This is a genomic window from Thioalkalivibrio sp. ALE31 (assembly GCF_000377405.1).
Classification (GTDB): Bacteria; Pseudomonadota; Gammaproteobacteria; order Ectothiorhodospirales; family Ectothiorhodospiraceae; genus Thioalkalivibrio.
The window spans coordinates 26,980-40,618 of the sequence record NZ_KB905023.1 but is presented as its reverse complement, the minus strand read 5'-3'; the positions used below and the strand labels follow the sequence as shown (position 1 = coordinate 40,618).

Annotated in this window: 9 protein-coding genes; 5 read left to right on the top strand and 4 right to left on the bottom strand. The window is 69.1% G+C overall.

Annotation, left to right across the window (positions count from 1 at the left end; all coding sequences use genetic code 11):
- Window positions 1–147 precede the first annotated feature (147 nt).
- Together parE and D103_RS0108005 are read left to right on the top strand one after the other, a co-directional pair.
- Window positions 148–2,034 (top strand): DNA topoisomerase IV subunit B, encoded by a 1,887-nt coding sequence (parE, locus tag D103_RS0108010; protein ID WP_018876446.1) that lies wholly within the window; start codon window positions 148–150, stop codon window positions 2,032–2,034.
- 124 nt (window positions 2,035–2,158) lie between these two features.
- Window positions 2,159–3,373, top strand: coding sequence for a hypothetical protein (locus tag D103_RS0108005; RefSeq protein ID WP_231366600.1), 1,215 nt, complete (start codon window positions 2,159–2,161; stop codon window positions 3,371–3,373).
- Between the two features lie 92 nt (window positions 3,374–3,465).
- Here the strand turns inward: D103_RS0108005 and D103_RS0108000 are convergent, their stop codons facing one another.
- From D103_RS0108000 to D103_RS0107985, 4 genes are all read right to left on the bottom strand, one after another.
- Window positions 3,466–4,206 carry a PEP-CTERM sorting domain-containing protein gene (locus tag D103_RS0108000; RefSeq protein ID WP_018876445.1) on the bottom strand — a complete coding sequence of 247 codons (741 nt, stop codon included), beginning with the start codon at window positions 4,204–4,206 and terminating at the stop codon, window positions 3,466–3,468.
- A 376-nt stretch (window positions 4,207–4,582) separates the two neighbouring features.
- Window positions 4,583–5,686 (bottom strand): alkene reductase, encoded by a 1,104-nt coding sequence (locus D103_RS0107995; protein ID WP_018876444.1) that lies wholly within the window; start codon window positions 5,684–5,686, stop codon window positions 4,583–4,585.
- 77 nt (window positions 5,687–5,763) lie between these two features.
- A complete protein-coding gene (locus D103_RS0107990) occupies window positions 5,764–6,912 on the bottom strand; it encodes a glycerate kinase (protein WP_018876443.1) in 1,149 nt (382 codons plus the stop codon).
- 43 nt (window positions 6,913–6,955) lie between these two features.
- Window positions 6,956–8,317 (bottom strand): GntP family permease, encoded by a 1,362-nt coding sequence (locus tag D103_RS0107985; RefSeq protein WP_018876442.1) that lies wholly within the window; start codon window positions 8,315–8,317, stop codon window positions 6,956–6,958.
- A gap of 127 nt (window positions 8,318–8,444) precedes the next feature.
- Here D103_RS0107985 and D103_RS0107980 point away from each other — a divergent pair, with 127 nt between their 5' ends.
- The 3 genes from D103_RS0107980 to putA all read left to right on the top strand — a co-directional run bounded on the left by D103_RS0107980 (window position 8,445) and on the right by putA (window position 13,559).
- Window positions 8,445–9,047, top strand: a complete 603-nt coding sequence (locus tag D103_RS0107980) for a Spy/CpxP family protein refolding chaperone (RefSeq protein WP_369772234.1) — start codon at window positions 8,445–8,447, stop codon at window positions 9,045–9,047.
- Window positions 9,048–9,116: 69 nt separating this feature from the next.
- Window positions 9,117–9,767, top strand: a complete 651-nt coding sequence (locus D103_RS0107975) for a cupin domain-containing protein (RefSeq protein WP_018876440.1) — start codon at window positions 9,117–9,119, stop codon at window positions 9,765–9,767.
- A 96-nt stretch (window positions 9,768–9,863) separates the two neighbouring features.
- Window positions 9,864–13,559 carry a bifunctional proline dehydrogenase/L-glutamate gamma-semialdehyde dehydrogenase PutA gene (gene putA / locus D103_RS0107970; protein ID WP_018876439.1) on the top strand — a complete coding sequence of 1,232 codons (3,696 nt, stop codon included), beginning with the start codon at window positions 9,864–9,866 and terminating at the stop codon, window positions 13,557–13,559.
- Window positions 13,560–13,639: the final 80 nt, after the last annotated feature.

Here is a 13,639-nt window from a genome sequence, read left to right as displayed (position 1 = left end):
GTGGACGGTCCCGGCGCTGGCCCGGACCAACGCCGGGGGGTTCGTTGGGAGGTTGCTTCGTCGCTTCGCTCCTCGCAATGACGGTGCATGATGGCCGAGGCGGTGCCCGGCGCGGGGCACGGTCCATATCAATAAAGGGGTTCCTGTGTGAGCTATTCCGCATCCGATATCGAGGTCCTCGAGGGGCTGGACCCGGTGCGCAAGCGCCCGGGCATGTATACCGACACCACTCGCCCGAACCACCTCGCCCAGGAGGTGATCGACAACTCGGTGGACGAGGCGATCAGCGGCCACGCGAAGCGGATCGACGTGATCCTGCACAAGGACGACTCGGTCTCCGTGTCGGATGACGGCCGCGGCATGCCGGTGGATCTGCACCCGCGCGAGAACCGCCCGGGAGTCGAGGTGATCCTCTCCACGCTGCATGCGGGCGGGAAGTTCTCCGACAAGAACTACCAGTTCTCCGGCGGTCTGCACGGGGTGGGCGTCTCGGTGGTCAATGCGCTGTCACAGCAGCTCGAGGTGCAGATCAAGCGCGACGGGCGCGAGTACCGTATGGCCTTCGCCGGCGGCCACAAGACCCAGGACCTGGAGGCGGTGGGGGAGGTCGGCAAGCGCAATACCGGCACCACACTGCATTTCTGGCCGGACCCGCAGTACTTCGATTCGGCGAAGTTCTCGGTGCCGAAGCTCAAGCACATCCTGCGCGCCAAGGCCGTGCTGTGCCCGGGCCTGACGGTCACGTTCCGCGACGAGACCACCGGCGAGGCCTGCGAGTGGTGCTATCAGGCGGGGCTGCGCGACTATCTGGTGGAGGCCCTGGATGGCCTCGATCGTGTGCCGGAAGAGCCATTCATGGGCTCGGTCTCCGGGGCCACCGAGGCTGCCGACTGGGCCGTCACCTGGCTGCCGGAGGGCGGCGAGGTGGTCAGCGAGAGCTACGTGAACCTGATCCCGACGACTCAGGGTGGCACGCACGTGAACGGCCTGCGCACCGGTCTGACGGATGCCGTGCGCGAGTTCTGCGAGTTTCGCAGCCTGCTGCCGCGCGGGATCAAGCTGGCGCCGGAGGATGTCTGGGAGCGGGTCTCCAGCGTGCTGTCGTTCAAGATGCAGGACCCGCAGTTTGCCGGACAGACCAAGGAACGCCTGTCCTCGCGCCAGGCCGCGCCGTTTGTCTCCGGCGTGGTCAAGGATGCCTTCAGCCTGTGGCTGAACCAGCACCCGCAGCAGGGCGAGCGTATCGCCGAGCTGGCGATCCAGAACGCGCAGAAGCGCAGCCGTGCCGGGCGCAAGGTGGTGCGCAAGAAGGTCACTCAGGGGCCGACCCTGCCGGGCAAGCTGGCCGACTGCGCCAGCCAGGACCTGGAGCGCACCGAGCTGTTCCTGGTCGAGGGCGACTCGGCCGGCGGCTCCGCCAAGCAGGCGCGTGACCGCGACTTTCAGGCGATCATGCCGCTGCGTGGCAAGATCCTGAATGCCTGGGAGGTCGATCCCGACCAGGTGCTGGGTTCCCAGGAGATCCATGACATCTCCGTGGCCCTGGGCGTGGATCCGGGGCAGACCAGCCTCGACGGGCTGCGCTACGGCAAGGTCTGCATCCTGGCCGACGCCGACTCCGACGGCGCGCACATCGCCACCCTCCTGTGCGCGCTGTTCCTGAAGCACTTCCGCCCGCTGGTGGAGCGGGGGCATATCTACATCGCGATGCCGCCGCTTTATCGCGTGGACGTCGGCAAGCAGACCTTCTACGCGCTGGACGACGACGAGAAGGCCGGCGTGCTGGAACGCATCGAGGCGGAGAAGATGAAGGGCAAGGTCTCCGTGACCCGCTTCAAGGGCCTCGGCGAGATGAACCCGCTACAGCTGCGCGAAACCACCATGAACCCGGACACCCGGCGCCTGGTGCAGCTCACGCTGGACGCCGCCGACGACACCCAGCAACTGATGGACATGCTGCTCGGCAAGAAGCGCGCCTCCGAACGCCGCGCCTGGCTGGAAGGCAAGGGCCACCTGGCCGACGTCGCCGTCTAGGAAGCACGGAGCAAGGTACACGCTCGCGCTCGCGCTCGCGCTCGAGTCGGACGCAGCGTGGATCCGAATTTCCCGGGCCGCCTGGGCTATGATTCCCGGGGCATCGATCGAGCGGGGTTCGGATATGGCGGGTTGGCGGGGGGTAACGGCACGCGGCCTGGCCGTGCTCGGGCTGCTGGGTTTCGGGGTCTTGTTAGGCGGCTGCGCGACGGTGGAATCTCGGGTGGTCGTGGCGCAGGCGGAACGGCCTGATGTCCCCGCGACGAGTCCGCTGCGTGAGGGGATCGGGTACGTGGGGGTGCGCAACGAGGTGTCGCGCTCGCGGTTAACGCCGGGGTTCCTCCAGGGGCGCGTCGAGTCCTACTTGCGCCAGGCTGGCGTGTTCGACCCGTCCGATGACAGCCCTTATTTCCTGCAGATGGACGTTTTGGAGCATGACGAGCCCTGGGCTGGTCGCGAGATGACCGTGACCCAACGTGTGCGCTACACGTTGAGCGAGCGCGAGACCGGCGAGGTCGTGTATTCGCAGGAACAGGAGAACGCGCATACCGCCCAGGCCGGCGAGGCCTGGCAGGCCAGCGACCGCATCCGGATTGCCCGCGAGGGTGCGCTGCAGGCCAGTGTGGACGAACTCATCGAGCGACTCCTGCAGCAGGCCTGGGCGCAGCCGGTACCCGAGCCGGGGGGCGAGGTCGTCGCGGAGACCCGGGCGGAGCCTGCCGAAGAAGTGGCCGAGTCGCGACTGCCGGCGTCGCCAGTCCGGGGGCGGGTGCGCGAACCGGCGCCGGTTGCGCCTGTCGAGTCGGCGGCGGCCCCGAGGCCGGCCCCCGAGGTTGTCGAGCCCGCACCGGCCCCGGCGAGCCCGCCCGCAGCGTCCCCGATGGATTCCACGGATGATCCCCTACTGGACGGCATGTGGCGGTTCGCCAATCCGCTCCATGGCTACGAGCTGCGCTTCGACATGAAATTCATGACCGCGCAAACGGCCCCGGAGGGCGGGACCGGGGTCTGGGCCACCAACTCGGGTGCCGACGGCCGTGTCTGGTATGTGCGCAGCCACGTCCAGTACAACGTTGCGGGTGACGGGATCCGCGAAATGGCGACCGGTCTGCGGGGCTGGTGGCGCGAGGGGGACACGGTGAAGGTCGGCGTGATCGCCCGCAACCAGGTCGAATGGGAGATTTCCCAGGGTGACCTCAGCCGCATCCATGTCGGGTTGCAGAGTCCGCGGCCTGCGGTTTATACGCTGGAGGCGGTGGACGGCCTCGCCTATCCGCCACACCGGACGCTGCGCGCCTTCGAGGCGGATCGCTACCGCCTGGTGCAGTCCATGCGCTGATGCGACGCCCGGTTTACCCGGCCGCGCAGTTGTCTGGTTTTCTGGCGCGCAGGCGCCCCCGCCGACGGCGGGGGTAATGGTGGACTCCGGGGTTACCCGGCTTTCGGGTCACGCCGGCGCATCACGATGCCGAGTGCCAGCAAACCGATGGCCATCAGGGCGATGGCTTCAGGTTCCGGGACCGGGGTGGGATCCCCGCGCAGGAACTGGATGGAGTTGACGACCAGTTGCGCTCCCGCGCCGGTATCGGCATAGGCGTCGAACAGCGGCCCCAGGAGCAGGCTCTGGCCATTGTTGCCGAGGACCGCCGCGGATCCGCCGGCCAGGCTGCCGAGACCGGTTGCGCCCGCGCCGGCCGTCCAGCCGCTGGACCAGACGCCCCAGCCCGGATTCTGCAGGTCGATCAGGTCCGGGAGATCCAGGAAGATCGGATGGCCGTCGATTTCGAGGGTCGCGTCGTTTGTGCCGGTGCGGTTGTCGGCACCCATGAAATCGAAGAAGCCGGAGCCGGTGTTCCAGGTGGTGCCCAGCACCAGCCCGTCGCCGGCCAGATAGCCGGAAAGACTGGTCTGGACGTCGGAGAACCTAAAACCACCCTGCTCGCCGAAGATCACCATGTCGTACTGGTTGTTGGCGATCAGGCTGTTGAAGGTGGTGGTGTTGTTCGTGAACGTGGTTGTGCCACTCAATCCCAGGGTGTCGAGCGCACTGGGTACCACGCTCGTGCCCGCCGTTGCATCCTCGAAGTGCAGGATCGCGAAGGCGTGGGCGGCAGAGATATTCATTGCCAGGACAAGACCACCCAGAACGGTGGCAAGCGACTTCTTGTTCATCTTTCTTCCTTGTCGACAGGTGACCCGAGGCCGAGGGTCTCGCGTCATGTTCCTTTATGCGGTTCGGGGCGGGTGCCCCGGAGCAAAAATCGTAGCCCGGCGGTCTGCAAGCAATTCAGGGGCCATATCAACAAGATATTGATTTATTGATCGTAAAAGTTCGGGCTTGGGCGGTGCTGGTTGGGATGTGTAAAAAATACTGACGCCGCAGCCGCGTGCCAGGGGCAGTGGGTGTCGAGTGGCCCCTTGTCGCGCCTCAGCGGAGCGAAGGGGTTACCCGACGCCGACTCTTGCGCGCTGCATGGCGAGCGCGAGGTGACTCGAGACCCGGGCTGAGGTGTGCAGGGCCCTGGAACCCGGGTCTCGTGCCTGCGGATCAGGTCAGTGCGGGGTAGTCCGTGTAGCCGCGCGCGTCGCCGCCGTAGAAGGTGGCTTCGTCCCACTCGTTGAGCGGGGCGCCCAGGCGGAAGCGTTCGGGCAGGTCCGGGTTGGCGATGAATGGGCGGCCGAAGGTGACCAGGTCGCAGCGCCCGGCCGCGATGCGCTGGCGGGCCTCGTCGGCGGTGTAGGCACCATTGCCGATGTAGGTGCGGCTGAAGCGCGAGCGGATCGCGTCGATGATGGATTCCGGACGGCCCGTCTCGTGGTTGCCCTGGAACGAGTCCTCCACCACCTCGATGTAGGCGATGCCAGTGGCGTCCAGGGCCTGGGCGAAGGCGCTGTAGGTGGCCAGCGGGTCATCGTCGCGCATGCCGTTGAAGCTGCCGGTGGGGCTGACGCGGATGCCGACCCGCTCCGGGCCCCAGACCTCGATCACCGCACGCACCACCTCCAGCGGCAGGCGGATACGGTTCTCCACCGAGCCACCGTAGGCATCGCCGCGGTGGTTGCTGCCGCTGCGGAGGAACTGGTCCAGCAGGTAGCCGTTGGCCGCGTGGATCTGCACGCCGTCGAAGCCGGCGGCCTTCGCATTCTGCGCGCCCTGGCGGTACTGCTCCACGATCCCGGGCAGTTCGTCCAGCTCCAGCGCGCGCGGCTCCTGCACCTCGACCATGCCGGAGTCGGCACTGATGAAGGTATAGGCACCCTCGGGCTGGATCGCGGAGGGCGCGACTGGCAGCGCGCCATCGGGCTGGAGCTCCGGGCGCGAGATACGGCCGACATGCCACAGCTGCGCCTGGATGCGCCCGCCGGCGTTGTGCACGGCCGTGGTCACCTTGCGCCAGCCCTCCACCTGTTCCGCCGAGTGGATGCCGGGGGTGAAGGCGTAGCCCTTGCCCTGTGGCGACACCTGGGTGGCCTCGCTGATGATCAGGCCGGCACCGGCGCGCTGGGCGTAGTACTCGGCGTTGAGGTCGGTGGGTACGTCTCCCGGCTGGGCCGCGCGCGAGCGCGTCAGCGGCGACATCAGTACCCGGTTCGGCAGTTCCAGCGGGCCCAGGGTATAGGGGCGAAAGAGCGCGTCATCCTGCTCGGTCATGGGTCATTCCTTGGTGGGTGTTTTGGCGTCCGGGCCATCGGACCGGATCTGCCCTCGCGCGTTCCGTGGGGTGATGTTCAGCCCGGTGCGGACGGCGAGTTCGCCGACTGACGGGCCTCGACCAGGGCGCGGGTGCGCTCGGCGATGTAGCGCGCGGGGTGGGCCAGGGCTTCGTCCAGGGTGATGCTGCCATCGCACAGGGCGCGGGCATCGCTCAGGCCAAAGGCCGCCAGTTCGGCCGCGTCGCAGGCGATGGAGCCGGCCACCGCCACGACCGGCACCTGCTGCTCGCGGGTGCGGCGTACCACCTCGGCGACGACCTTGCCGTGCGAGGTCTGGCCGTCGAGCTGGCCCTCGCCAGTGATGACCAGGTCGGCCTCCCGCAGCGCGGCATCCAGTCCGATCAGCTCGGCCAGGTAGCCGGCCCCCATGCGAGCGCGACCGCCGAGGACGCAGTCCAGCGCGAAGCCGAGCCCGCCGGCGGCGCCGGCCCCCGGGGTGTCGACGGGCCGTTGCAACTGCCCCGCGGCCTCGATGGCGGCGGCCAGGCGCTCCATGTGGGCATCCATGGCCGGGATGTCCGCGGTCTTCAGGCCCTTTTGCGGTCCGAACACGGCCGCCGCGCCATGCGGCCCGGTCAGCGGGTTGTCGACGTCGTTCAGGACGGTGATGTCGACGCGGGCCAGGCGCGGGTCCAGTGTGTCGAAGTCCACCCGTTGTAGATCCGCGAGGCCCGCGGGGTGGGGCGGCAGGCGCTGCCCTTGCGCATCGAGGAAACGCACGCCCAGCGCGGCCAGCATGCCCGCGCCGCCGTCCACCGTGCCGCTGCCGCCGAGACCGATCAGCAGGTGTTCGGCGCCCGCGTCCAGGGCGGCCAGCATCAGTTCGCCGACCCCGAAGCTGTGGAGCTGCCAGGGGTCGTGGCGATCGTCGGGGATCCGGTCCAGGCCGCAGGCAGAGGCGACATCGATCACCGCGCGCCGCTCGCGATGATCGCAGCCCCAGCCAGCGCTCAAGTGGTTGCCGGTGGGGCCGGTCACGTCGGACAGGTGCCAGGCCCAGCCGAGGGTATGGCTGACCAGGCGGGCCGTGCCCTCGCCACCGTCGGCCATGGGCAGGGCGCGTACCCGGGCAGCCGGGCGGGCCGCGTGCACGCCCCGGGCCATGGCGGCCGCCACGTCCTCGGCCTCGAGGCTTCCCTTGTAGCTGTCCGGGCACACCACCACCCGGAAATGACCAACGCGAGCGTGCCGATTAGTCCGCGTCCCCCTAGACAAAGATGAGCCCCAGGATGTAGATGGTGATCATCGCGCTGATGCCCTGCAGCAGCGTAGCGGTGGTGAACGCCTTGTACGCGGTGGACACCTTCATGCGGCTGAACTGGGTGACCACCCAGAAGAAGCTGTCGTTGGCGTGCGAGACGGTCATCGCGCCGGCACCCACGGCCATCACCGCCAGGACCATGCCCATGGTGGAATCCAGGCCCAGCGAGGCCAGCATCGGCGCGATCATGCTGGACGCGGTGACCAGTGCCACGGTGGACGAGCCCTGCGCGGATTTCAGTGCGGCCGCGATCAGGAACGGTACCAGCAGGCCCAGGCCCAGCCCGCTCAGCAGGTCGCCCAGCTGATCGCCGATCGGGGTCTCGCGCAGCACGTTGCCGAAGGCGCCGCCCGCGCCGGTGATCAGGATGATCGGCGCGGCCAGCAGGATCGCGTCCACCGTCATCTGGTGGAAGCGGTCCTTGATGCCGGCCCCCTTGATCAGCAGCAGCGCGAAGATCACGCCGATCGCCAGCGCCACCACCGGGGTGCCGAGGAAGATCAGGGCCGCGGCGAGCATGCCGGGGTCGGTATCGCGGGTGGCCAGCGCGGCCACCGAGCCGATGGAGATCAACACGATCGGCGCCAGGATGGGCATGAAGGCGCCCAGGGTCGTCGGGCGATGTTCCAGCTTGATCTCTTCCTTCTCGATCTCCTGACCAGTGGCCTCGCTGATCGGGTCCGGTTCCAGCAGCTCGTCGTCGTTGGCCTTCGCGTAGCGGCTGGCCCACAGCCAGCCGACGGCGGCCGCCACCGCGGACACGAACAGGCCGACCAGAATCACCAGGCCCAGCGCATCGGCGATGCCGACATTGCTGGCGGCCGCGATCGGGCCGGGGGTGGGCGGTACGAAGTTGTGGGTGGCGAACAGGCCGGTGGCCAGCGCGACACTCATGGCGACCACCGAGATACCGGCGGTCTTGGCCAGGGCATTCTTCAGCGAGTTCAGGATCACGTAGCCCGAGTCGCAGAACACCGGGATGGACACGATGTAGCCGATGATCGAGACCGTCAGGGTGGGGAAGCGGTCGGACAGCGTGTGGATGATTGCCTCCGCCATGACCACGGCGGCGCCGGTGCGGTCGAGGATGACCCCGATGATCGTGCCCAGCGCGATCACGATGCCGATATAGCCCAGGGTGCTGCCGAAGCCGTCGTTGATGACGCTGATGGCCTCGCGCGGGGCGATGCCGCCGATGATCGCCATCACAAAGGCGGCGATCAGCAGGGCCAGGAACGGGTGCACGCGCAGTTTCGCCGTGGCGAACACCAGCGCGGCAACGACCACAATCAGTCCGATAATCAGCATGTCGCGTCCTTTCTGTTTTGGTTGTTTTGGGTGCCGCTCTGGAGTCTAGACGTCCCGTAGTGATCCCGCGCCCCGAGATCGCCAGCGATCTACAATGCGAACACTTTTTACCGTCGAGGGTTCCATCATGCATCGCGTACTCCGTTCTTCCGGGTGGTTGGTTGTGGGGCTTGCACTGGTCGTTGCGGCGCCGGCTGCGGCCAATCCGTACGCCGAATTGCAGGCACGCGAGATCAAGGCACTCTCCGCGCAGGAGACCGAGGATCTGCTCGAAGGTCGGGGTATGGGCATGGCTCTGCCGGCCGAGCTGCATGGCTATCCGGGGCCGATGCATGTGCTGGAGCTGGCCGACTCGCTGGAGCTGACGCCCGAGCAGCGGCGCGAGACCGAGCGCCTGTTCGAGGCGATGCGGGAGCAGGCGCGGGATCTTGGCCGGCGCATCGTGGAGCGGGAGCGGGAGCTGGATGCGCGCTTCGCGGAGGGCGGGATCAGCAGCGCGACCATTGAGGCGCTGACCGTCGAGATCGGCGAGCTGCGTGGCCGCCTGCGCCACGTGCATCTGTCCTACCACCTGGAGATGGACGCGCTGCTCGACGCGGAGCAGAAGGCGCGCTATCGCGAGGCCCGCGGCTATCAGGGCGAGTCCGGTGGCTCGCCAGGGGCGTATTCCGGGGGCGGCCATCACGACCATCACGGTCATCATCCGGGGCACGAAGGGCACCACCACTGAGGGCCTGCTCCCTGTCCAGGAACTAACAGCGGGTCGCGTGTTCGACTGGGGAGATGAACGGAGCGCGCGATGGAAGCCCTGAATCTGGATCTGCAGCAGCCGGTGGTGGAGGAGACGGCCGCCATGTCGTGGAGCGGCAGCCGCGCCTACGGCGTGGTGCGCAAGCCGCTGGAACGCGAGCTGGCGGAAGCGGGCCGCGCCACCAGCGTCGTGCAGTTCCAGCCCGGAGCCCGCTTCCCGCCGCACACCCACGCGCTGGGCGAAGAGATCCTGGTACTCGACGGCGTGTTCTCTGACGAGGCCGGGGACTATCCCGCTGGCACCTACCTGCGCAACCCGCCCGGTTCCCGCCACGCGCCGCATTCGGACCCCGGCTGCACATTGTTCGTGAAGCTCGAGCAGTTCGCCCCGGAGGACCGCGACAAGGTGGTGGTGGATACCCGTTCGGCGCCGTTCCAGCCGGGCATTGGCGGGCTGCGGGTCGTGCATCTGCACAGCTTCGGGACCGAGCACACCGCACTGGTGCACTGGCCAGCCGGCGAGCACTTCCAGCCCCATCGGCACTGGGGCGGGGAGGAGATCCTGGTGCTGTCCGGCGAGTTCATCGACGAGCACGGGCGCTACCCCGCCGGCACGTGGATGCGCAACCCGCACCTGAGCGAACACAACCCCTGGGTGGAACAGGAGACCCTGATCTACGTGAAGACGGGGCATCTGTGACCCTGAGGCCCCGAGGACCCCGGACGCGCCCGTCTATGCTTCCAGTCAGAGGCCGGCGCCCGGTCGAGCCAACCCCGGCACCGCAGGAGCAGGCCGATGACGCAGCCCCACACCCGCCCGCACCCGACACGCGACCCGGCGTCCGATCCCCACCGCGCCCGCATCCGTGAGGCCTACACGGCCGACGAGGCGGCCGTACTGCGGGAGTTGCGTGGCGGCATCCGGCTGGATGCCGAGGCCCGCGCCCGCATCGCGGCGGAGGCCGCGCGCATCGTCGAGCGGGTACGCGCCGAGACCACGCCGTCGATGATGGAGAGCTTCCTGGCCGAGTACGGCCTGTCCACCGAGGAGGGAGTCGGCCTGATGTGCCTGGCGGAGGCGCTGCTGCGGGTGCCGGATGCCGAGACCATCGATGAGCTGATCCAGGACAAGATCGAGCCCTCCGACTGGGCGGCCCACCTCGGGCATTCATCGTCCCCGCTGGTGAATACCTCGACCTGGGCGCTGATGCTGACCGGCAAGGTGCTGAACGATGATCCGCAGCGCCCGGCCGCCGCGCTGCGCGGCCTGATCCGGCGTGTCGGCGAGCCGCTGGTGCGCACGGCCGTCGCGCAGTCGATGAAGCTGCTCGGTCGCCAGTTCGTGCTTGGCGAGACCATCGCCCAGGGCATGCGCAATGCCCGCGAGAGGGAACACGAGGGCTACACCTATTCCTACGACATGCTGGGCGAGGCCGCGCGCACCGATGCCGATGCCCGCCGCTATCACCAGGCCTATGCCACGGCGATCGCCGAGATCGCGAACCAGGCGCAAGGCGACGTGCGCTCCAGCCCCGGCATCTCGGTCAAGCTCTCCGCGCTGCACCCGCGCTACGAGTACACCCAGCGCGCGACGGTCATGGCGGAGCTGGTGCCGCGGGCGCAGGAGCTGGCGCGTCAGGCCGCGCGCGCCGGCATCGGGTTCAATATCGACGCCGAGGAGCAGGACCGTCTGGACCTGTCGCTGGACGTGATCGAGGCCCTGCTGGCGGACCCGGAGCTGGAGGGCTGGGACGGCTTTGGCGTGGTCGTACAGGCCTACGGCCGCCGCGCGGCCCCGGTGATCGAGGCGCTGTATGCGCTGGCGCAGCGGCTGGACCGGCGCATCATGGTGCGTCTGGTCAAGGGCGCCTACTGGGATACCGAGATCAAGCAGGCCCAGGAGCTGGGCGTGGAACGCTTCCCGGTCTTCACCCGCAAGGTCAACACGGATGTCAGCTACATCGCCTGTGCGCAGATGCTGCTGGACCGGCGCGACCGCATCTACCCGCAGTTTGCTACCCACAATGCGCACACCTGCGCGGCGGTGCTGGCGATGGCCGGCGACGCCCGTGACGGCTTCGAATTCCAGCGCCTGCACGGCATGGGGGAGTCGGTGCACGCGATCGTCAAGGCGACGGCCGGCACCCGCTGCCGCATCTACGCGCCGGTGGGGGCGCACCGCGACCTGCTGGCCTACCTGGTGCGGCGCCTGCTGGAGAATGGCGCCAACAGCTCGTTCGTCAACCAGGTGGTGGACAGCAGCATCCCGCCCGCGGAGATCGCGCGCGATCCCATCGCCGACCTGGACGCGCTGGGCGACGCCGTGGCCAACCCGGCCATCCGTGACCCGGTCGATCTCTACCGGCCACAGCGACAGAACTCGCGCGGGTACCGCGTCAACGAGCCGGCCTCCATCCTGCCGCTGCTGGCCGCGCGCGAGGCGTTCGCGCAGACGCAGTGGCAGGCCGCACCCATGCTGGTGGAAGGTCACGCGGCGCAGGGCGCGCCGCGCGTTGCGGTCTCCCCCTCCGATCCCGGTGCCGTGGTCGGCGAGGTCCGCGAGGCCACGGCGGCGGAGGTCGAACAGGCGCTAGACACGGCCCTGTCCGGGTTCGTCGACTGGTCGGCGCACCCGGTGACGGCGCGCGCCGATCTGCTGCGCGCGATCGCGGACCGCTACGAGGAACATGCCCCGGAACTGATCGCACTGGCCAACCGCGAGGCCGGGAAGACCGTCTGGGACGGCATTGCCGAGGTGCGCGAGGCGGCCGATTTCCTGCGCTACTACGCGGGCGAGGCCGAACGCCTGGGGCAGGAGGCGGAGCTGGAGCCACGCGGCGTGTTCGTCTGCATCAGTCCGTGGAATTTCCCCCTGGCGATCTTCACCGGGCAGGTCGCCGCGGCCCTGGCCATGGGCAATACCGTGGTCGCCAAGCCGGCCGAGCAGACCCCGCTGATCGCCGCCCGCGCGGTCGAGCTGATGCGTGCGGCCGGTCTCCCGCAGTCGGCCCTGCAGCTGCTGCCGGGCGATGGCCCGACGGTGGGCGGGCCGCTGACCGCCGACCCGCGCATTGCCGGGGTCTGCTTTACCGGCTCCACCGAGGTCGCGCAGTTGATCCACCGCAGCCTGGCGGACAACGCCGGGCCGGATGCGGTCCTGATCGCGGAGACCGGCGGGTTGAACGCGATGATCGTGGACAGCTCCGCGCTGACCGAGCAGGCGGTGCGCGACATCCTGGCCTCCGCCTTCCAGTCCGCCGGGCAGCGCTGCTCGGCGCTGCGCATGCTCTACGTGCAGGACGAGGCCTACGACCGCCTGCTGGAGATGCTGCAGGGCGCGATGGACGCGCTGAGCATCGGCGATCCCTGGCAGCTGGCGACCGACGTCTCGCCGGTGATCGATGCTGAGGCCCAGGTGGATATCTGCGACTACCTGCGGACGCAGGAGGAGCAGGGGCGGCTGCTGAAGTCCCTCCCGGTACCGGAGCACGGCCGCTTTGTCGCACCGTCCATCGTCCGGTTGTCCGGGATCGGCGAGCTGGAGCGCGAAGTGTTCGGGCCGGTGCTGCACGTGGCGCGCTTTCGGGCCCGCGAGCTGGATGCGGTGGTGGATGCCATCAACGCCCGCGGCTATGGCCTGACCTTCGGTCTGCATACCCGCATCGACGACCGCGTGCAGCAGGTGGTGGAACGCCTGCGCGTGGGCAACCAGTACGTCAATCGCAACCAGATCGGCGCCATCGTCGGCTCGCAGCCGTTCGGCGGAGAGGGGCTCTCCGGCACCGGGCCGAAGGCGGGCGGGCCGCTGTACCTGACGCGCTTTGCCCGTCGCACGTCCATTGCCGCGGAGCGGCCGGACCCGCCGGAGGCGGGCGCGCAGGCGGAATGGGTGGCCCCGCAGCGCCTGCAACAGGCCCTGGATGCCCTGGACGCGAGCGGCTGGGCCGAGCGTACCGACCGCATGCACGTACTGCGCAAGGCGCTGCCCGAGCGCACGGGGCTGCTGCGCAAGGCCCTGGCGGAGACTGCGGCCTTCGACACCAGCCCGCATACGCTGCCGGGCCCGACCGGCGAGAGCAATCGTCTGCGCCTGTACCCCCGCGGCCCGGTGCTGTGCCTGGGGCCGGGTGCGGAGGTCTCGCTGGCGCAGGCGGTGCAGGCGCTGGGGGCGGGCTGCCCCGTGATCATGCTGGCACCGGGGGCCGAGCGCGCGGCGCGCGCGTTGCGCGGGGAGGGTGTGCCGCTGGTCGGGATCGATGGCGCGCTGGAACCGGACGCGCTGGCTGCGCTGGAGGGGCTGGTCGCGGTGGCCGCAGCCGGCGTGAGCGACTGGACCCGAGCGCTGCGTCAGGCGCTGGCACAGCGGGACGGGCCGATCGTTGCGCTGGAAACCGCCCTGATCGCGCCCGAACGCTTTGTGGTGGAGCGCCACCTGTGCATCGATACGACGGCCGCCGGCGGCAACGCCAGCCTGCTGGCGGCGGCCGACTGAGCAGAGCGTGAGGATCACGCCGCACTGACGACGCGAGGCCGCCGGGCGGCACGGCGTCCTCTACACTTGATCGAGACGCG

Excerpts from the sequence above, each read along its gene's own strand:
- D103_RS0108005 (WP_231366600.1), top strand. The coding sequence starts at position 2,159 with ATGGCGGGTTGGCGGGGGGTAACGGCACGCGGCCTGGCCGTGCTCGGG.
- D103_RS0108000 (WP_018876445.1), bottom strand. The coding sequence starts at position 4,206 with ATGAACAAGAAGTCGCTTGCCACCGTTCTGGGTGGTCTTGTCCTGGCA.
- D103_RS0107995 (WP_018876444.1), bottom strand. The coding sequence starts at position 5,686 with ATGACCGAGCAGGATGACGCGCTCTTTCGCCCCTATACCCTGGGCCCG.
- D103_RS0107985 (WP_018876442.1), bottom strand. The coding sequence starts at position 8,317 with ATGCTGATTATCGGACTGATTGTGGTCGTTGCCGCGCTGGTGTTCGCC.
- D103_RS0107980 (WP_369772234.1), top strand. The coding sequence starts at position 8,445 with ATGCATCGCGTACTCCGTTCTTCCGGGTGGTTGGTTGTGGGGCTTGCA.
- D103_RS0107975 (WP_018876440.1), top strand. The coding sequence starts at position 9,117 with ATGGAAGCCCTGAATCTGGATCTGCAGCAGCCGGTGGTGGAGGAGACG.
- putA (WP_018876439.1), top strand. The coding sequence starts at position 9,864 with ATGACGCAGCCCCACACCCGCCCGCACCCGACACGCGACCCGGCGTCC.